At 55.8% G+C, this 19701-nt stretch carries 12 protein-coding genes; 3 read left to right on the top strand and 9 right to left on the bottom strand.

The window, feature by feature from the left end; all coding sequences use genetic code 11:
* Position 1 precedes the first annotated feature (1 nt).
* The 8 genes from mdtC to P0H77_RS13945 form a co-directional block, all read right to left on the bottom strand.
* Positions 2-3079 (bottom strand): multidrug efflux RND transporter permease subunit MdtC, encoded by a 3078-nt coding sequence (gene mdtC, locus P0H77_RS13980; protein WP_276157462.1) that lies wholly within the window; start codon positions 3077-3079, stop codon positions 2-4.
* Positions 3080-6202: an MdtB/MuxB family multidrug efflux RND transporter permease subunit gene (locus P0H77_RS13975; protein ID WP_276157461.1), complete on the bottom strand. Its 3123-nt coding sequence runs from the start codon at positions 6200-6202 to the stop codon at positions 3080-3082. It lies immediately after the preceding gene.
* Positions 6202-7440, bottom strand: coding sequence for an MdtA/MuxA family multidrug efflux RND transporter periplasmic adaptor subunit (locus P0H77_RS13970; RefSeq protein WP_276157460.1), 1239 nt, complete (start codon positions 7438-7440; stop codon positions 6202-6204). The genes P0H77_RS13975 and P0H77_RS13970 overlap by 1 nt, the downstream gene beginning before the upstream one ends.
* Positions 7441-7893: 453 nt before the next feature.
* On the bottom strand, positions 7894-8355 hold the full coding sequence (locus P0H77_RS13965) for a DUF2314 domain-containing protein (RefSeq protein WP_276157459.1): 462 nt from the start codon (positions 8353-8355) through the stop codon (positions 7894-7896).
* Positions 8356-8626: 271 nt separating this feature from the next.
* A complete protein-coding gene (gene yegD / locus P0H77_RS13960; RefSeq protein WP_276157458.1) occupies positions 8627-9979 on the bottom strand; it encodes a molecular chaperone in 1353 nt (450 codons plus the stop codon).
* A gap of 87 nt (positions 9980-10066) precedes the next feature.
* On the bottom strand, positions 10067-11281 hold the full coding sequence (locus P0H77_RS13955) for an SGNH/GDSL hydrolase family protein (protein WP_276157457.1): 1215 nt from the start codon (positions 11279-11281) through the stop codon (positions 10067-10069).
* Positions 11268-12296 carry an SGNH family hydrolase gene (locus P0H77_RS13950; protein WP_276157456.1) on the bottom strand — a complete coding sequence of 343 codons (1029 nt, stop codon included), beginning with the start codon at positions 12294-12296 and terminating at the stop codon, positions 11268-11270. Before P0H77_RS13950 ends, P0H77_RS13955 begins: the two co-directional genes overlap by 14 nt.
* Positions 12283-13689, bottom strand: coding sequence for an MBOAT family O-acyltransferase (locus P0H77_RS13945; RefSeq protein WP_276157455.1), 1407 nt, complete (start codon positions 13687-13689; stop codon positions 12283-12285). Before P0H77_RS13945 ends, P0H77_RS13950 begins: the two co-directional genes overlap by 14 nt.
* Positions 13690-13857: 168 nt before the next feature.
* Between P0H77_RS13945 and alkA the strand changes: the two genes are divergently transcribed.
* Positions 13858-14703: a DNA-3-methyladenine glycosylase 2 gene (gene alkA, locus P0H77_RS13940; RefSeq protein ID WP_276157454.1), complete on the top strand. Its 846-nt coding sequence runs from the start codon at positions 13858-13860 to the stop codon at positions 14701-14703.
* Here the strand turns inward: alkA and P0H77_RS13935 are convergent.
* Complete coding sequence (locus P0H77_RS13935) at positions 14696-18025, bottom strand: diguanylate cyclase (RefSeq protein ID WP_276165138.1); 3330 nt, start codon at positions 18023-18025, stop codon at positions 14696-14698. The two genes, alkA and P0H77_RS13935, sit on opposite strands and share 8 nt — an antisense overlap.
* 339 nt (positions 18026-18364) lie before the next feature.
* Between P0H77_RS13935 and udk the strand changes: the two genes are divergently transcribed.
* Positions 18365-19006, top strand: a complete 642-nt coding sequence (gene udk, locus P0H77_RS13930) for a uridine kinase (RefSeq protein ID WP_276157453.1) — start codon at positions 18365-18367, stop codon at positions 19004-19006.
* 89 nt (positions 19007-19095) lie between these two features.
* Positions 19096-19677: a dCTP deaminase gene (gene dcd, locus P0H77_RS13925; protein WP_176919127.1), complete on the top strand. Its 582-nt coding sequence runs from the start codon at positions 19096-19098 to the stop codon at positions 19675-19677.
* The last annotated feature ends 24 nt before the right edge of the window (positions 19678-19701 follow it).

Genomic DNA, 19701 nt, shown 5'->3' with positions numbered 1-19701 from the left:
ATCACTCGCTTACTGGTTGTCTGGTTTTTCGCGAAAAACGCAGCCGCAGGCGGTCAAAGAACAGATACACCACCGGGGTGGTGTACAGGGTCAATAGCTGACTCATCGCCAGACCGCCGACAATGGTAATACCCAGCGGCTGACGCAGCTCTGAACCGTCTCCGCCGGACAATACCAGCGGAAGCGCGCCAAACAGCGCCGCCAGCGTGGTCATCATGATGGGACGAAAACGCAGCAGGCAGGCCTGGAATATCGCCTCTTCTGGCGATAAGTTCCCGTTGCGCTGCGCCTCAAGGGCAAAGTCCACCATCATGATGGCGTTTTTCTTCACAATGCCAATTAATAGCATAATCCCTATCAGGGCGATTAGGCTGAACGGGGCATCGAATGCTTCCAGCGCCAGCAGCGCGCCCACGCCCGCCGAGGGCAGGGTGGAAAGAATGGTCAGCGGATGGACGTAGCTCTCATACAAAATCCCCAGCACGATATAGACCGTGGCGATAGCCGCCAGAATCAGGATCACCTGCGAGTTCATCGTCTCCTGAAACACCTGCGCGGTCCCGGCAAAGCTGCCGCGCACGCTGGAGGGAACCCCGAGCTGGGTCATGGCGCGATCGATAGCCGCGCTGGCCTCTGAAAGTGATTTCCCGGTCGGCAGGTTAAAGGAGACGGTAGAGGCTGCCGACAGCCCCTGATGGTTCACCGACAGCGGCGCGTTTGCAGGCTGCCATTTCGCAAAGAAAGAGAGCGGGATCGCTTTGCCGTCGCTATTGATTACATACATCTTATCCAGCGCGCTAATGTCCTGGGTGTACACCGGGTCGACTTCCATCACCACCTTGTACTGGTTTAGCGGCTGATAGATGGTTGAAATCTGCCGCTGGCCGAAGGCGTTATTCAGCAGGCTGTTGGCCGCCTGCACGCTGATGCCGAGTCGCGACATACTTTCACGGTCATAAATCAGGTTCATCTCCGCGCCGTTATCCTGTTGATCCGAGTTAACGTCGGCCAGTTCCGGCAGGGCGGCAAGGGCTTTACGGATTTTCGGTTCCCATTCGCGCAGCGCGCTAAGATCGTCTGACAGGAGCGTGTACTGATAGCTGGCGTTGGCCTGACGTCCGCCGACGCGAATATCCTGCACCGCCATTAAAAACAGATTAGCCCCCGGCTCGTTAGCCAGTTTTTTGCGCAGGCGGTCGATGATTTGCTGCGCCGTTTCGGTACGTTCACTGCGATCTTTAAGGGCGATAAACATCATTCCGCTGTTAACCCGCGAACCGCCGGTAAAACCGGTGACGTTATCTACCGCCGGATCGTCGCGGATAATCTTCATAAAGTCCTGCAGTTTGCCGCGCATCGCCTGGAAGGAGATGCTCTGATCCGCCTGAATCCCGCCCATCAGCGCCCCGGTATCCTGCTCCGGGAAGAAGGTTTTCGGGATCGCAATATACAGCCAGACGTTAAGCACAATGGTGGCAAGCAGCACCAGGCCGGTGAGGCGGGCGTGATTAAGCACCCATTTCAGCGATTTGCCATAGCCCTGCTGAAGAGCGACCAGCAGCCGCCCGAATCCTTTAACCCGCGTTGGCTGGTGTGGCTTACTGCGTTTGAGCATCAGACCGCACATCATCGGGGTCAGGGTCAGGGAGATCACCAGCGAGATACCAATCGCTACCGACAGGGTGACCGCAAACTCCCGCAGTAGCCGTCCGGGCAAACCGCTCATCAGCAGCAACGGCAGGAATACCGCCACCAGCGACAGGCTCATCGACAGCACGGTAAAGCCCACTTCACGGGTGCCCTGAAGCGCAGCCTGTAACGGTTTCATTCCCGCTTCAAGGTGACGGGAAATATTCTCCAGCACGACGATGGCGTCATCAACCACAAACCCGGTGGCGATGGTCAGCGCCATCAGCGACAGGTTATTGAGGCTAAAACCGCACAGATACATGGCGGCAAAGGTGCCGATCAGCGACACCGGCACCGCCACCGCCGGGATCAGCGTCGCGCGCCCGGAGCGCAGGAACAGGAACACCACCAGGATCACCAGCGCCACCGAGATCACCAGCGTTTGCTCCACTTCCTCCAGCGAAGCGCGAATGGTGGGCGAGCGGTCCTGGGCGATTTGCAGGTCGATGGCTGCCGGGATAGTCTGCTGTAGCTCCGGCAGGCGGGCGCGAATGCTGTCAACGGTCTGAATAATGTTGGCTTCCGGCAACTTGCGGATCATCAGCAGGATCGCCGGTTTGGCGTTGGTCATCCCGGCGTTGCGCACGTCCTGCACGGAATCCGTAACCGTGGCGACATCGCCGAGGCGCACGGCCGCGCCGTTGTTGTAGTGGACGATTAGCGGCTGGTATTCGGCGGCAGTTTTCAGCTCGTCATTGGTCTGGATCTGCCAGCGATGCGTGCCGTCTTCTACCGCACCCTGTGGCTTACGCACGTTGGCGCTGCTGATGGCACTGCTTACGTCATCGAGCGAGACGCCCTGATTAAACAGCGCCTGCGGATTTAATCCTACCCGCACGGCGGGCAGAGAGCTGCCGCCAACGTCCACGTCGCCGACGCCATCTATCTGCGCGATGGTCTGCGCCAGCTGAGTAGACGCGAAATCGTACAGCTCGCCCTGCGAATAAGTGTCCGAGGTCAGCGTCAGGATCATAATCGGCGCGTCGGACGGGTTGGCTTTGCGATAGGTCGGACGACTCGGCATGCCGCTCGGCAGCAAGCTTTGCGCGGCGTTGATTGCCGCCTGCACGTCACGCGCCGCGCCGTTGATATCGCGGTCGAAATTAAATTCCAGAATGATGCGCGTACTGCCGAGCGAGCTGCTGGAGGTCATTTCGCTGACCCCGGCAATCCGTCCCAGCGAGCGCTCCAGCGGCGTTGCCACCGAGGACGCCATGGTCTCCGGCGACGCGCCCGGCAGCGAGGCGCTGATCATAATCACCGGGAAATCCACCTGCGGCAGGGGAGCGACCGGCAGCAGACGAAAGCCCAGTATGCCGCACAAGGTTATCGCCAGCGAAATCAAAAACGTCGCCACCGGGCGGTGAATAAAGAGCGCGAAGAACTTCACTTACGCCTCCTCATTACGCTGCGGAAAACGGCTGCGCAGCCTGAGGGCGAGACGATCGAACAGCAGATAAATCACCGGCGTGGTAAACAGCGTCAGCACCTGGCTGACCAGCAGACCGCCGACCATGCCGATGCCCAGCGGACGGCGCAATTCCGCACCAACTCCGGTACTCAGCATCAGCGGCAGCGCGCCGAGCAGCGCCGCCAGCGTGGTCATCAGGATCGGCCGGAAACGCAGCAGGCACGCCTGATAAATCGCCTCGCGCGGCGGCATCCCCTGTTCGCGTTCGGCGGCCAGCGCAAAGTCGATCATCATGATGGCGTTTTTCTTCACGATACCGATCAGCAGGATAATCCCGATTATCGCGATCACGTCCAGTTCGCTTCCCGCCAGCCACAGCGCCAGTAGCGCGCCAACCCCCGCCGTGGGCAACGTTGAAAGGATGGTGATCGGATGGATAAAGCTTTCATACAGCACGCCGAGCACGATATACATCGCCACCACCGCCGCGACAATCAGCCAGACCGTGCTGCCGAGCGCCGACTGGAAGGCGAGGGTGCTGCCCTGGAACTGAGTGGTGATATCGGTGGGCAGGCTCAGATCTTTCTCGGCAGTGGTGATGGCCTCCACCGCGTCGCCCAGCGAATGACCGGATGCGACGTTAAACGAAATGGTGGTTACCGGAAACTGATCGAGATGGTTAATCGACAGCGGCGCAAACCGCTGCTCCACTTTGGCAATGGCGTTCAGCGGCACCACGCCGCCGTCGCTGCTGGTGAGACGAATGGTGTCCAGCGACGCCAGGCCCGGGGTATTCCCGGTATCATGCTCCAGCACCACCCGGTACTGGTTTGCCTGGGTATAAATGGTCGAAATCAGCCGCTGGCCGAAGGCGTTGTACAGCGCGTTATCCACGTCGGACATACTAATCCCGAGGCGGCTGGCGCTGTCGCGATCGACGTTCACATACGCCACCAGGCCCTTGTCCTGCCAGTCGCTGCTGACATCCGCCAGGGCTGACTGCGACTGAAGGCGCGTCATAAGCAGCGGCACCCAGTGGCTCAGCGCGTCCAGGGAAGTGGCCTGGAGGGTGAACTGATATTGAGTACGGCTGACGGTGGTATCAATGGTTAAATCCTGCGTCGGCTGGAGATATAATTCCGCGCCCGGCACCCGGCCCGCCGCCTGCTGTAACCGGCTAATCACCGTCTGCACGCGATCGTCGCGGTCGTCCAGCGGCTTGAGGTTAATTTGCAGGCGCGCGCTGTTAAGCGAGGGATTAGTGCCGTCCACGCCAACAAACGCCGTCAGGCTTTCCACCGCCGGATCTTTCAGAATCTCATCGGCAACCTGCCGCTGGCGCTGGGCCATACTGGCGAACGAAGCCGACTGCGGAGCCTGAAGCGTGCCCTGAATAATGCCGTTATCCTGGATCGGGAAGAAGCCTTTGGGGATGAATATCCACAGCATCACCGACAGGATCAGCGTCGCCAGCGCGACGCTCAGCGTCAGCCACGGATGATTAAGCACTTTCGCCAGTCCGCGACCGTAAGCGGCAATTACCCGTTCGAAAAAGCGCTCGCTGGCGCGCGAAAAGCGGTTTTGCTTGCGCAGGGACTCGACGCTGAGCATGCGCGCGCACATCATCGGCGTCAGAGTTAGCGACACGACGGCGGAGATCAGGATCGCCACCGCGAGGGTAACGGCGAACTCGCGGAACAGGCGGCCCACGATATCGCCCATAAACAGCAGCGGGATCAGCACCGCAATCAGCGAGAAGGTCAGGGAGATAATCGTAAAGCCGATCTCGCCCGCGCCCTTCAGCGCCGCGGCCATCGGCTTCTCGCCCTTCTCGATATAGCGGGAGATGTTTTCAATCACCACGATAGCATCATCGACGACAAAGCCGGTGGCGATGGTCAGCGCCATCAGCGTCAGGTTATTGATGGAGAAGTCGAGGAACACCATTACCGCAAAGGTGCCGACCAGCGACAGCGGCACCGCGACGCCAGGAATAATGGTCGCCGGGACGTTGCGCAAAAACAGATAGATAATCATCACCACCAGCGCAATGGCCAGCATCAGCTCAAACTGGGTATCGCTGACCGAGGCGCTGATATTAGTGGTGCGATCCGACAGCACTTTCACCTGAACCGACTTCGGCAGGCTTTCCGTCAATTGCGGCAGCATCTGACGAATGCTTGCGGCAGTATCGATAATGTTGGCTCCCGGCTGACGCTGGACGTTCATGACAATCGCCTGCTCTTTATTCGCCCATGCGCCGAGCCAGCTATTTTCCGCTCCCTGCTCAATGGTGGCTACATCGCCGAGGCGGATCGCCGCGCCGTTCTGATAAGCGATAATCAGGCGGCGATAATCTTCCGCCGTCTGCATCTGATCGTTGGCGGAAAGGGTAATGGCGCGGGTTGGGCCGTCGAGGCTGCCTTTTGCCGAGTTAACGTTGGCGCTGGTGATTGCGGTGCGCACGGTTTCGCTGGTCAGCCCCAGCGCGGCAATGGCCTGCGCATTAAGTTTGACGCGCACCGCCGGACGCTGGCCGCCCGCCAGCGTCACCAGACCGACGCCGGAGACCTGGGAGATTTTTTGCGCCACCCGCGTCTCGACCATATCTTCGACCTGAGTCATCGGCAGGGCGGAAGAGGTCACGGCGAGGGTCATGATCGGCGGGTCCGCCGGGTTAACTTTGCTGTAGACCGGCGGGTTGGGCAGATCGTCAGGCAGCAGGTTAGTGGCGGCGTTGATCGCGGCCTGCACCTCCTGCTCGGCGACGTCCAGCGGCAGCGTAAGCTGGAACTGGAGTGTAACCACCGACGCGCCGCCGGAGCTTTGCGACGACATCTGCTTCAGGCCCGACATTTGCCCGAACTGACGTTCAAGCGGCGCGGTGATGGCGGACGTGGTCACGTCGGGGCTGGCACCGGGATACAGCGTCACTACCTGAATGGTGGGATAATCCACTTCCGGCAGCGCCGAAATCGGCAAAAAACGATAGCCGATAATCCCGGCTATCATGATCGCCACCATTAACAGCGTGGTAGCGACCGGGCGCATAATAAACAGGCGGGACGGGCCGCCGGTAGCGCGGGGAGGTAACACCTGCATCAGGAGCGTGCTCCTTTTTTACCGTATTCGCGGTTGGTGGGGGTTTCCGCGGCGGTGGCAGAGGCGCTTTGTGCTTCTACCACTTCGACTTTCGCCCCTTCGGTCAGGCGATCGATACCGTCAGTCACCACGCGGTCACCCGCGGAAAGCCCATCGGTAATCACCACTTTCAGGCTGTCCTGTATGCCGGGTACGACGGTATGCTTGCTGACTTTGTTTTCCGCGTTAACCACCCAGACGAAATTACCTTCATTACCCATTTGCAGCGCGGCGGTAGGGATCACGACCGCGTTTTGTTGGGTATCAACCAGCAGGCGGGCGTTAACGAACTGGTTAGGAAACAGCAAATCGTCCTGATTATCAAAGCGCGCCTTCAGTTTGATAGTGCCGGTGGTGGCATCAATCTGGTTATCGAGACTCAGCAGGGTACCGGCGCTGAGCTTCTGTTTATTCGTCCGGTCCCAGGCTTCTACCGGCAGCGTTTTTCCGGCTTTTTGCGCCTGTACGATAGTCGCGATATCTCCTTCCGGCAGGGTAAACACCAGATCGATAGGATGCGTTTGCGTCAGCACCACAATGCCGGTGGTATCGCCGCTGGAGATTTGGTTGCCGATATCCACCTGCTTCAGGCCGACGCGACCGTCAACCGGTGCGGTAATGCGGCTCCAGTCGAGCTGCAACTGCGCGCTGGCGACGCTCGCTTCATCGGCCTTAATCGTGCCCTGCGTCTCACTGACCAGCGCCTGCTGGGCGTCCAGCTCCTGACGCGAAACCAGATTGGTTTTAATCAGCTGCTGATAGCGTGCTAAATCGCGCTGGGCATTCGCCAGCGTCGCCCGATCTTTTGCCAGCTGTCCCTGCGCCTGAGCCAGCGCCACCTTAAACTCGCTGGAATCGATCTCCGCCAGCACATCGCCCGCTTTCACCTGCTGACCTTCCTGAAAATGGATCGCCATCAGTTGACCATCCACCCGGCTGCGCACCGTGACGGTATTCGCCGCGGTGATGGTCCCCAGCCCGGAAAGATAACGCGGAACCGACTCACTGGTTGCCGTCGCCGCCTGCACCGGAGCCAGCTGTGCATTACGCTGCGCATGGCGTCCACCGCCGGATGGCGCAGCGGTCGTTGCCGAAGGGCTTTCTGACGCACTGCGGCTGTGCCAGAACCAGAGGGCGGCAAGGGCCGCAATAATCACTATCAGCGCTGTCGCCCAGCGGGCTTTGTTACTGCCTTTCATTGTTTTACGTGTCTCTTCCTGAAGCCGGTCGCGGAATAATATTAGTTTAGTCAGCTAACTCCTTACAAAAATGGAGGAAGTATGAAAGATAGGGAGGAATAGTCTGAATGCGAGGCTGCGCACGGCGTGGGGCGTCATCAAAAGCGGTTACTTTGCTGACAGAGATGGACGCCTGTTTTCGGTTATGGATAACGCCCGATGCAGGTACTACAGGATGTTACATCATGAGGTGAGATAGTAGGCTCAGAATCCATGACCCCGACATTATATTCAGTCTTTATTTATCATTCGCCAATATTATATAGGCGCATCTACAGGCCCGGGAATACATTCCCGGGCCCTGATTTAAAGAAGTCGTTCGCACCGTTTATTATATTAAGCGCTCACGTTGATAGCGCTAAACGGCTTTTCCTGATTGCAGAAACGCACCCGTTAAAGCAACTACCCGTCGACTCAGCGAACCAGTCTCGCCCGCATCGCCGCTGCTTCTTCCTCAGGATAAGTACTCAGTAAAGGATCGATAGTATACCCGCCGTAGATTTTATCCCCTCGGGTATACATCCAGTCAGAGATATCTGCTTTTTTAATTTTCCATTCCTGACCGTACTGTACATTTTTAACGATGCCGGGTTCATTGCCGATTTTGCCAGTAAACACGCCGTCAGCGTAGGTAACATCCGTCAGCCAGAAATGTTCGGTGTCGCCGTGATCGGTAATCGGTGCTTTTACCGCGTATGAATCAGCATCATGTTTATTCAGCATGTCGATGAAGTTGTCGGTCTCCCGGCGTGCATGGGCGATTGCCGCGGACATCTCTTGCTGATCATAACCTTCTGTCACCAGCGTATCGGGCTTTTCACAATAACCTGCAGCGCTAAAAAATAACAAAGTTAATGTCAGCATTATAAATTTCATATCTTCTCCACAATCCGTGTATTCTAAAAAATAAATATAACCTGATGATTATCGTCAGGTCGTCGATTCAGTATAGGGTATTAAAATTTTAACGGAAATAAGAATTTCACAGGGATCACCCCTGAGAATAATAGTGTCTTTAAGGACAGAGAATACTATTACGGGAGAGTAATAACAAAACTGAATTACATATTTTTTGTGCCGTTTGCCGGGAGGCGGCTTCGCCTTGCCCGGCCTACAATGTCATCAGTATCAATGTGTTACTTGTAAATCAACCAAACATCACCTGCGCCCAGCGAGCCAGTCCTGCCGTTACCGAGCCGAAATCATCGCCGCCAGCGATCGGGATACCCGGCAGGCGTTCGGCGAGGGCTTTTTTAATCAGCGGGGAGCGGGCGCTGCCGCCGGTCAGATAGATAACGTCCGGCGTTTCCCGAGCGTTTTCCAGGGCTAGCTGAACCTGTTCCAGAATACGCGTCAGCGGCTGGCTCAATGCCGCGTCCAGCCCCTGCTGAGTGATCGCCGCCGCCAGTTCGTCGCTGATAAACGGCAGGGTGGTAACCACTTCCGGGCGATCGGAAAGGGCGATTTTACTTTCTTCGGCGCTGCGTACCAGGCGATAGCTCAGGCGCTGCTTCCAGACCTTTAGCAGCAGGGCGACTTTATCGCCATCACGGGCGTCGCGCACCAGATCGTTTAACAGGCGTCCGTTGGCGCTGCTGTAAAAATCGCTCTGCGCCGGGACGTCGTTGATGGCGACCGCGTTCCACCAGGGCAGAATCGGCAGGGCGATGCCTTTTTCCGTTTCGCCGCCCAGTCCCAGAAGCGGCATCAGGCTTTTAAACGCCAGCGCGATATCCAGATCGTTCCCGCCGATACGACAGCCGCTGTGTCCCAGCAGGCTGGCATCCCGCTCCCGGCGATGACGCCACTGTGGGCCCATCAGCAACAATGAACAGTCGGTAGTCCCGCCGCCAATATCCACCACCAGCACGCGTTTCTCTTCCTGCAAGGTGGCTTCAAAATCCAGACCTGCCGCCACCGGCTCATACTGGAATATTACCTCCTGAAAACCGGCGCGTCGGGCGGCGCGCTCAAGAATGCCCTGCGCCTGCGCATTAGCCTCGTCGCCGCCTAATCCCTGAAAGTTAATCGGACGGCCAATCACCGCCTGGGTGATGCTTTCCGGGAGCTGGCTTTCCGCCTGCTGGCGAATATGCAGCATCATAGAGCAGACCAGATCTTCAAACAGCGCGATTTGCTGCGGCTTCAGTCCGCTGGCACCGAGAAAAGATTTCGGCGATTTAACGAAGTAGACTTCCTCGGGATCGGCTACATACTGGTGTAGCGATGCAAGGCCAAACTGGACGCTGCCAGGCAGAACCTCAATGTCTTCATCACGGTTATAGTTAATAGCGCGGCGCAGCAGCGCCTGCGTTTCTCCCGGCGTTGCCGGAACATCGTGATGGCGATAGAGCCATTCGCTGACCGCTTCGCGCGTTGGCGCGCTTAGCATGGAGGGTAAAAGCGTGCTGCCGTTTTCCATCGTCAATAGCTGTGGCGCACCATCGCGCATGACGGCAACCGAACAGTTTGCCGTGCCGTAGTCAAATCCGATAAACACTGGTGAATCCCCATGCCGGTGAAGAAGGGGGGCGACTTTAGCGAAATGTCTGCATTGCTGCAAGCCCGGCTGCGCCGGGCCTCGATTTTACTGCTCCTGTTTCATCAGCGTCATAAGCTGATTGAAAAGGGCATCGGCGCTTTTTTTATAGCCATCGGCAGAAAGATGTATCAGATCGGGACGCGCATAGCCTGCCGCAGACCAGCGCTCTATTGAACAGGCGCCGCCCATAAAGCCGCGCCAGTCCCAGAACAGGAGCTGCTGTGCTTCGGCGACCTGCTTTTGCACCTGCATAACGTTTGCCAGACTGACCGGTTCACGACGGTTACAGCGGGTTTGCTCCTTGTTTTTAATACTGTCTGGCGGACCTATCAGCAGGATCACCGCATCGGGTAATATTTCACGGATCTGCACAACGCGAGCTTCAAGCTGGCGACGATAAAGCGCGGGATCGAGATCGTCGTCAAACGCTTCGTTGGTGCCATACGCGAGGATCACCATATCGGGCTTTAACGCGGCCAGAGGGGCCAGCGCATCGGCCTGCCATTTTTTCCAGGCCGACAGCGTCGCGCCGTTGATGCCCACCGCAGAAAGAATGACGCCCGGATGCGGCGCAGAAATAAACCAGCCGCCCAGTTGACTATGATCCTGGCCGCTCAACGTGGCGTTCAACGGAAACGTTGCCCGTTGAGGCGCAGAGAGCTGCCAGTGATTCTGGCTATTGGGCAGCGTCTGACTGGCGCTGCCCATCATGAGCGTCGCATCTGTGGAAGACTTATACAACGTGCTGACCTGGTAACGGCCAGGGTTGCCGTTGGTCAGGGTCAATGTCACCGTCGCGTTATTCTGCAACGGCTGGGCAATCAGTCCGGTAAAAGGAAAATCCTCACCCGGATCCTTACGCGTTGAAAAGAGCTGCCAGCTCTGGCCGGGCTTGCTGAAACTCACCACGGCGCTACGCTGTCCGGAAACCTGCACCGGGCTGACCATCCCGGGTCCGCCGTCGCCAAAGCGCTGCTGAAAACGCATACGCAGCTGGCCGGTAAAGAGATCCGCTGCGGTGTGGGAATCCCCCAGCTGCAGGATATGCACGCGCTGATTGCCCGCCTGTAGCTTTGCCGCCAGCCGGTCCAGCCCGGCGTCGCCGAAGCGGATCAGTTGATTATGGTTTACCGTCTCCTGCGATTGGCCCGCCGATAAAACCGGCGCTTCTTGTTCCTCGTCGTGACATGAGATCATCAGCAGCAGGCTTAACAGCAGCGCCAGCGGCTTACCGACGGGTAAGCATTTATTGTAATTCATCAGGTTTCTCCTGTTCTGCGCCTTCAACGACAATCATTGAAAGCACTCTGTTCGCAATCAGTTTTTGCGCATAGGGAGTAAAGTGAATACCGTCCCCACTGCGGAGTTTGAATTTTCGGCCCTCTTTTTCCTGATAGTCAGAATAGGTATCGCCCTGATAACCCAGGATGTCATTCGCGGCGAGATAATATTGACCCGCGTCGGTGACGGCTGAAGAATAAAGGGTATCAAGCCAGGCAACGCCTTCGGAGAGCGCTTTTTTGCGCATATTCGGTGGGCCTATCCATACCACCGGAATATGCTTTTGCTGCGCGCTTTGCAAAATATTGTCGATACGGCTGCGGTAAAGCTGCTCCCATTCGGGGCTTTTAAATTTCAGGTACTGACCGCCGCCGTCAGGCTTCATTGACCACGGATCGTTCGGACCAAGGAATACCACCATCATTTCAATATCGGGCTCGCTCTGAAGCGTTTCGCTGACGGTGCGCGGCCAGTCAAAAAAACCAGGCAGCGTCAGGCCGGTGCTCTGCTTACTTTTGTTGATGCTTTGAATGCCGTACCGCTTATTCAGCGCCAGCATGATATGCGGGGCAATGCCCTGCATCATTGAATCTCCGACAAAAAAGACTTTACCGTGTGACGTTAGCGTAATGTGATCTTTATCATGCCGGACCGCGGGCAGGGCAGGGGCTGCCGGTTGCTGTGGCAGCGCCGCAGGTGCAGGCGGTAGTGCGGCGATGGGGGGTAAAGGCAGCATGATGGTCGCGGAGGGCGTGTCATCCAGCGCCTCGCTAAACGCCTCTCTGCTGACATAGAAGGCGGCTAAAATTTTTCCCCCTTCCAGCCATAGCGGCTGTCTGACCACGCTCCAGGGCGAATCCTCATGAAACTCCTGCTGCCAGTAAAGCGTCAGCGAGCGCTGATTGAGCCAGACCACAAATAACGTGCTGAACAACAGGATATAGAAAAATTTATAGACTTTGCCAAACAGTGAGACGTTATCAAAAGTTTGCATAAATAAACCCCGGCAGTCCGGCGGGTGAAAAGAAAAAGACCACGGTTAAAAAAAGCGCCAGCGGAACCGGAAACAATATCCACGGAATGCGGCAGGCCAGCGCGCCGAGTTTTATTCTCAACGAATCCAGCTGAGGATAAATAATAAAGAAGATTAAAAAAGCAATGAGTGCCGGCGTTTCTGCCGCCGTCAGCAGCGAAGACACCGGAAGCTGGCTGATGCTGGTGATAATTGCCCAGGCCGTTGGTAAATCGGCCGCGCGGAAAAATATCCATGCAAAACAAATAAAGTGAAAGGTTAGTAGCCGGGACACTAACGTGATGACCGGTCCGGAGTGGCGCACCGGGAAAAGGTGATTTTTATAATTTAACAGCACCAGTCCGGCACCGTGAATCGCCCCCCAGATAAGGAAGTTAACGCCGGTGCCATGCCAGATGCCGGAGAGGATCATTGCGATCAGCAAATTAATATTTTTGCGCAAAAACCCTCGCCGATTACCGCCCAGCGGGATGTAAATATAATCGCGAATAAACAGCGATAAGCTGATATGCCAGCGGTTCCAGAACGCCTGTAAATTATGCGCCCGATACGGCGCGTTAAAGTTGACCGGCAGCGTAAAGCCGAGCAGCGCGGCCAGCGCGGTGACCAGGTTGGTATAGCCGGAAAAGTTAAAGTAGATTTGCCAGGCATAAGCGTATACCGCCACCAGCAGTTGCAGCGAAGTGGCATTTTCGGGGGTATCAAACACCGGGTTCACGAACTGGTCGGCAAGCCAGGTACTGCACAGAAATAATTTGGCGATGGCCAGTGCCAGCAGGCAGAGTGGCTTCTGCACATTGCCCAGCGTGCGGGGCGCTGAGGTAGCGATTTGCGGCAGAAAATGGCTTGCGCGGTTGATTGGTCCTGAAACCACACTGGGAAAGAAGCTGATATATAACAACGTATTCAGCAGCGTCGCGGGCGGTAGTTCTTTTTTGGCAATCGAGACGATATAGCTGACAGAATGAAAAATGTAAAAAGAAAGTCCGAGAGGGACAATGATATCCATCAACGGCAAATTAATCGCCATGTTAGCCTGACTCAGGCTTAGCTGGAGGCTTTCCCGGCTGGCGGGATAGTATTTAAACGCAATAAAAAAGGTCAGAATCAGCAGAATCAATACCGAATAGCCGGTTCTGGCATAGTTCGTTTTGTGAATAAATTTACCTAAAATATATATCAATAAACTATAGGTTAATAAAATGATGACAGAGCTGATTGAAAAGCTGGCGATAAACGCATAGCTGGCAAGCAATAAAAGGCCGTTCTGGACGTTAATCCAGGAGTTCAACAGCCAGTAGAGTAAGAAAAAGAGCAAGAAAAAATAACTAAAGGTGAGCGACAACATATTCATTATTTAGCCATCCATGCTAAATCATCCTGAGAAGGCAGAAATATACGCTGACAGGCTGGCAGGGTGCAACGGCTGGCAAAGTTAAATTTTATAATATTTGCATTGGGAATATTTCTTATAAAAACATATAGTTTAATGATGGGTAACGGACGTTATTGAGGAGAGAAAATGTTTACGCTGCACTGGCACCCACCCTACGACTGGCCCTGGATGCTGGCTTTTCTCCGCGCCCGTGCCGTTGAAGGCATTGAGACCTTTGAAGGGGATGTTTATACCCGCAGCGTGTTACTGGACGGACATCGTGGTGTGATGACGTTAACGCCGGAGCAGGAAACGCATACGCTGAGGGTTCATCTGACGCAAGGACTGCTGCCGGTGGCGGAAGCGTGTTTACAGCGCATTGCGCGGCTGCTGGATTTACGTTGCGATCCGCAGCAGATCGCCGCCGCGCTGGGCGATCTCGCCAGCGCCAGGCCGGGGCTGCGCCTGCCGGGGTCCATTGATGCTTTCGAGCAGGGCGTGCGGGCTATTCTCGGGCAACTGGTTAGCGTCGCCATGGCGGCAAAACTCACCGGGAAAGTGGTGGCAGCCTGCGGTCAGCCGCTGGCCGACGCGCCGGGGTATTATACCTTTCCGACGCCAGAGGTGCTGGCGGTCGCCGATCCGCTGATGCTGAAGTCGCTGGGAATGCCATTAAAGCGCGCCCAGGCGTTGATTCATCTTGCGCAGGCAACGCTGGACGGGCGTTTTCCGCTTCGTGCGCCGGAGGATGTGGAGCAGGGCGTAAAATGGCTGCAAACCTTTCCCGGCATCGGTCGCTGGACGGCTAACTACTTTGCCCTGCGCGGCTGGCAGGCGCAGGATATCTTTTTACCGGATGATTATGCCATCAAGCAGCGTTTCAACGGTATGACGCCCGCGCAAATCCGTCGCTACGCCGAACGCTGGCAGCCGTGGCGTTCTTACGCGCTACTGCATATCTGGTTTACCGAAGACTGGCAGCCGGTTAATTGATGGCAAAGTAGCTGGTGTTGAGCAGCAGATCCAGCGGCTGATTCTGGGCAATGGTATCGCCATAAATCAGGTCGATACCAATACCAGAAAGCGCATCCATCATCAGCGGCGTATTGCTCGGCCCGGCGATACTTTTCATTCCCAGGCGATGAGTGTGCCCCTGAATAATGGTCACCATCATTTCATCCAGCAGGTTGGTCTGAATGTTGGCGACCAGTTCAGGGTCGAGCAAAATGTAGTCCGCCATCTGCGGCGTCAGGCGATTAAACAGCTCCAGATCCTGATTTATATGGTTGAGAATGATTTTACAGCCTGCCTGACGCAGTTTTTTCAGCCCGTTTTGAATCTGATGACCATTGCGCATAATCGCTTCTGAATCGATCACCAGATGCAGCAGGCGTGGCGGCAGCGCACTATGCGTGAGTTTTGCCAGCAATTCATCGACCAGCGTCATGCTGGTTAATCCGGCGGTTGACAGCGGCAGGGTAATGCTCAGCCCTTTGGTGGCGACGGCCTGCGCGTGATGGGCGAAAAATTCAGTGAAGATCCTCCGGTCCAGGGCGTGCAGCAATTCCGGGTCGGATAGCCCGGCGCGGAACGCCTGTTCTTCGATCATTTCGCCTTCGCTGGTCCATAAACGCAGCGACAGCAGCCAGAAATAACTGGTCTCCGGAATGCGCGGCGAGGCGACGCCGCGCGCCATCATCAACAGCGCATTGTCTTTAATCATCTGCCACTGTTCTTCCAGCGGCATCATGCTGCGTGAACCGTGTATCTGTTCCTGCTGGGGTTCGTAAACGGTGACGATACCGCGGCCGTTATTTTTCGAGGCGTAGCAGGCGATATCAGCCTGCGACATCACTTCTGACGCCTGATGATTATTCTCATCAATTAACGTTATCCCCGCGCTGGCGCCAATGCGGTGCAGGCGGCCTTCCCACATAAAATGGTAGTCATTGATGGCTTCGATAATGCGTCCGGCAATATAGCGGGCGCTCTCAATATTGCAGTCGGGTAAAAGCAGGCCAAACTCATCGCCGCCCAGACGAGCGAGGATATCGCTGGTGCGCAGCATACTGAGCATCAGGGAGGAGAGTTCACGCAGTAATGCATCTCCGGCGGCGTGCCCGGCGGTATCGTTAACCGCTTTAAAACGGTCGAGGTCGACAAATACCAGCGCGTGACGCTGGTGCGTTTCCTGTACCGTTTGCAGCATGCGTTTCAGGTGGTTTTCAAAACTGGCCCGGTTTCCCAGATGGGTCAGCGCATCGTGTGAGGCGCTGTAGCTGAGCTGGCGCAGCATTTTTCGCGATTCCGTTACGTCCTGAATCACCAGCACCGAGCCGATGGTATGTCCTTCAAGCGTGCTGAGGGGGGTAATACTATAGTGAATGTCATAGCTGCCGCCGTTGCGGCATTTTAAAACCAGATCCTGCTCAATGGCCGAACGTGACATATCGCCGCTGTGAATATTCTCCATCAGCGGACCGTCTTCGCCGAAGGTGATCTGTAACACCTGAAGCAGCGACTGGCCCATCGCCTGCTGCTGTGTCCAGCCGCTCATTTTCTCGGCGACCGGGTTCATAAACGTCACCCGCAGATTATCATCAATACATACCACCGCTTCACCGATGGAATCCAGGGTGATATGCAGACGTTCTTTCTCCTGGAACAGCGCTTCATTAAGTTGTTTGACTTCGGTCATATCCATGTTGACCCCCAGCAGCCGTTCCACTTCGCCCTGTTTATTCAGCACCCGGCTTGCCAGAGAGCGGATATGACGCACGCCTTCCTTTACCTGAATACGGAATTCGAGTTTAAACGGTGCGCGGTTATGCAGTGCATCACGCACTATTGTTGAGGCACTGTCGCGATCCTCGGGAAGTAGGCTTTGATACCACAGTTGCCAGGTCGGCCTGGTATTGGGCGGGATCTCATACAGTTCAAACATTCGCTGATCCCAGCTAATGACGTCGGGCTCCAGCTCCCACTCCCAGATACCGATACCGCCCGCTTCGTTGGCGAGGGTGATGCGCTCCATCAGCCGCTTATTGACCCATTCGGTATTTTTAAGATCGGTAATGTCTTCAATTTGTGAAATAAAATAGAGCGGCGTGCCGTCGGCATGACGTACCAGCGATACCGCCAGCAGCGCCCAGACAACCTCGCCTTTGCGGGTGTAATAGCGCTTTTCCAGCGAATAGCTGTTAATTTCACCGCGCACCAGTTTATTGAGCTGGTCGAGGTCGGAGTTGAGATCTTCCGGCCAGGTCAGTTGCTGAAAGGTGAGGTTACGCAATTCCTCCTGGCTATAACCGAGGAAATGGCACAGCGCTTTATTGACCTGTAGCCATTGTCCTTCCGTTCCCACCAGCGCCATGCCGATGGCAGAATATTCCATGGCATTACGAAAACGCTCTTCGCTTTCGGTAATGTGCTTACGCTCGGCGCGAAACGCATACATCACCATGGTCATAATATTGGCGGGCAGCAGCATCATCAGGAAGGGGAGCCAGGGGGCATTGGTCATGGCGGCGATGTGCGTGGCGGTCAAATCACGCGGATTGGTGGCCAGCATTAATGACACCAGCATTACCGTCAGCAGAAAAATAAGAAAGGCTTCCATCCGCGGTAAGCGTACTGCGCTCCACATCAGCAGCACGATGATACAGGTAAAGGGCCACGGCAGATACAGCATGGCACACGCGCTGAGCGCCAGCGTTGCGGCGAGGGTGATTAGGGTCTCAATCAACAGGCGCGGTTCCCGATGGCGCAGCAAATAATGTGGCTTATACAGCAGCCCCAGCGGTACCAGCGCCAGCGCGGCGATGGTTTCGGACAGCACCCAGACGAGGAAGATTTGCACCGTATCGCCGCCGTTTGCCAGCGGCAGGATCAGCACGCCGCCCACCAGCGGCGGGATAATCGCGCTGCCAATGGCCAGCCGAATCCAGTCGGCGAGACCCTTTAACGGGTTATACTGCGGCAGCAGTTTGCGCAGCAGCAGCGCGCCGACAACGGCTTCAATAATATTGATGCTGGTGTACCACAGATTTAATGTCTGAAGCGGGTTGACGATTATCGACGCGGCAATACTGCCGAGCGAGCAGGCCACCGCAATCCCCGGCCAGACTTTACCGGCGTGACGATAAAACGCGACCATCATAATCGCCGTCGGGAACCACAGCGGGGCGATAAGCGTGCCAAAACGGGTCAGCTCAAGCGAAAAGAGGGTAAAAATGAAGGTCAACAGCCCCAGGCTGATAAATCGCATAAGTGGATGCGTGGGAGTGATTAATACTCGCTGGTACGGTTTCTTCATTACCATTCTATCCGCCAGGCTCTGCGCCAGGAGCAAGCCCGGACGTTAAGATGTCAAATTGGGATTATGCTAGTACAAACAATTTACAATTCCTATGGTGACTGGTCATAATTTGACTTCATAAAGATATTAATTAATGAGTCTGGTTAAAAAAAGACGAAACTGCATCAAAATTAAGCATAAAAATTTTACTAAAGGGACGTGATCCGCCTGTGAGGAGAGTCTGAAACCATTACGCGCATTCGACTGGTATCATCACGCACAAATCCCTATAATTGCCGCGTTTGGCGCTTCGGCGTCGCCCTCCCTTACATCCAGGTTAATCAGGTCGCTAAATTTATGACTGATAAGTCTCATCAGTGCGTCATCATAGGCATCGCAGGCGCATCGGCTTCAGGTAAAAGTCTCATCGCCAGCACGCTTTATCGCGAGTTACGTGAACAGGTTGGTGATGAGCATATCGGCGTTATTCCGGAAGACAGCTACTACAAAGATCAAAGCCATCTGCTGATGGAAGAGCGCGTAAAAACCAACTACGACCATCCCAGCGCGATGGATCACAGTTTACTGTTCGAGCATTTACAATCCTTAAAAAGCGGTAATCCGATTGAGCTCCCGGTATATAGCTACGTTGAACATACCCGCACGCCGGAAACCATCCGCGTCGAGCCGAAGAAAGTCATCATTCTGGAGGGTATTCTGTTATTAACCGACGCCCGCCTGCGCGACGCGATGAACTTCTCGATTTTTGTCGATACGCCGCTGGATATCTGCCTGATGCGCCGCATTAAGCGCGACGTTAACGAGCGTGGCCGCTCTATGGATTCGGTTATGGCGCAGTATCAGAAAACCGTGCGTCCGATGTTCCTGCAGTTTATCGAACCGTCTAAACAGTACGCTGACATTATTGTGCCGCGCGGTGGCAAAAACCGGATTGCTATCGATATCCTGAAAGCCAAAATTAGTCAGTTTTTTGAATAAATCACGCGAATTGTGTAACGTGCAGAGAGAATCTGTTAACCCTTTGTGCCTGCTGGCGAAAGGGCACGCGCCACGAAAGGAGAAAGCGCATGCGTCTGTGTGACCGAGATATTGAAGCCTGGCTGGATGAAGGCCGTCTGTCGATTAATCCTCGTCCTCCGGTGGAGCGAATTAACGGCGCGACGGTGGACGTTCGCCTCGGCAATAAATTCCGTACCTTTAGCGGGCACACTGCCGCATTTATCGACCTCAGCGGCCCAAAAGCGGAAGTGAGCGCGGCCCTCGATCGCGTTATGAGCGATGAAATCGTGCTGGCTGAAGGCGATGCATTTTATTTGCATCCGGGCGAGCTGGCGCTGGCGGTTACGCTGGAATCCGTCACGTTACCTGCCGATCTGGTGGGCTGGCTGGACGGGCGCTCGTCGCTGGCCCGTCTCGGGCTGATGGTCCACGTCACCGCGCATCGTATCGATCCGGGCTGGTCGGGCTGTATCGTGCTGGAGTTCTATAATTCCGGGAAGCTTCCGCTGGCGCTGCGTCCCGGAATGCTGATCGGCGCGCTGAGCTTTGAGCCGCTTTCCGGCCCGGCGGCGCGTCCCTACAACCGCCGTGAAGACGCGAAGTATCGCGATCAGCAGGGCGCTGTCGCCAGCCGTATCGATAAAGACTGAGTTAACGCGGTGTTACTGAGGAAG

This window comes from Superficieibacter sp. HKU1, from assembly GCF_029319185.1.
In the GTDB taxonomy this organism is placed as follows: domain Bacteria; phylum Pseudomonadota; class Gammaproteobacteria; order Enterobacterales; family Enterobacteriaceae; genus Superficieibacter.
This window is presented reverse-complemented; position numbering and strand designations above follow the sequence as displayed.

Coding starts and splice junctions, on each gene's coding strand:
- P0H77_RS13955 (WP_276157457.1), bottom strand. CDS start 11,281: ATGAATTACAATAAATGCTTACCCGTCGGTAAGCCGCTGGCGCTGCTG.
- alkA (WP_276157454.1), top strand. CDS start 13,858: ATGTTTACGCTGCACTGGCACCCACCCTACGACTGGCCCTGGATGCTG.
- P0H77_RS13935 (WP_276165138.1), bottom strand. CDS start 18,025: ATGAAGAAACCGTACCAGCGAGTATTAATCACTCCCACGCATCCACTT.
- P0H77_RS13945 (WP_276157455.1), bottom strand. CDS start 13,689: ATGAATATGTTGTCGCTCACCTTTAGTTATTTTTTCTTGCTCTTTTTC.
- dcd (WP_176919127.1), top strand. CDS start 19,096: ATGCGTCTGTGTGACCGAGATATTGAAGCCTGGCTGGATGAAGGCCGT.
- P0H77_RS13970 (WP_276157460.1), bottom strand. CDS start 7,440: ATGAAAGGCAGTAACAAAGCCCGCTGGGCGACAGCGCTGATAGTGATT.
- P0H77_RS13975 (WP_276157461.1), bottom strand. CDS start 6,202: ATGCAGGTGTTACCTCCCCGCGCTACCGGCGGCCCGTCCCGCCTGTTT.
- P0H77_RS13965 (WP_276157459.1), bottom strand. CDS start 8,355: ATGAAATTTATAATGCTGACATTAACTTTGTTATTTTTTAGCGCTGCA.
- P0H77_RS13950 (WP_276157456.1), bottom strand. CDS start 12,296: ATGCAAACTTTTGATAACGTCTCACTGTTTGGCAAAGTCTATAAATTT.
- udk (WP_276157453.1), top strand. CDS start 18,365: ATGACTGATAAGTCTCATCAGTGCGTCATCATAGGCATCGCAGGCGCA.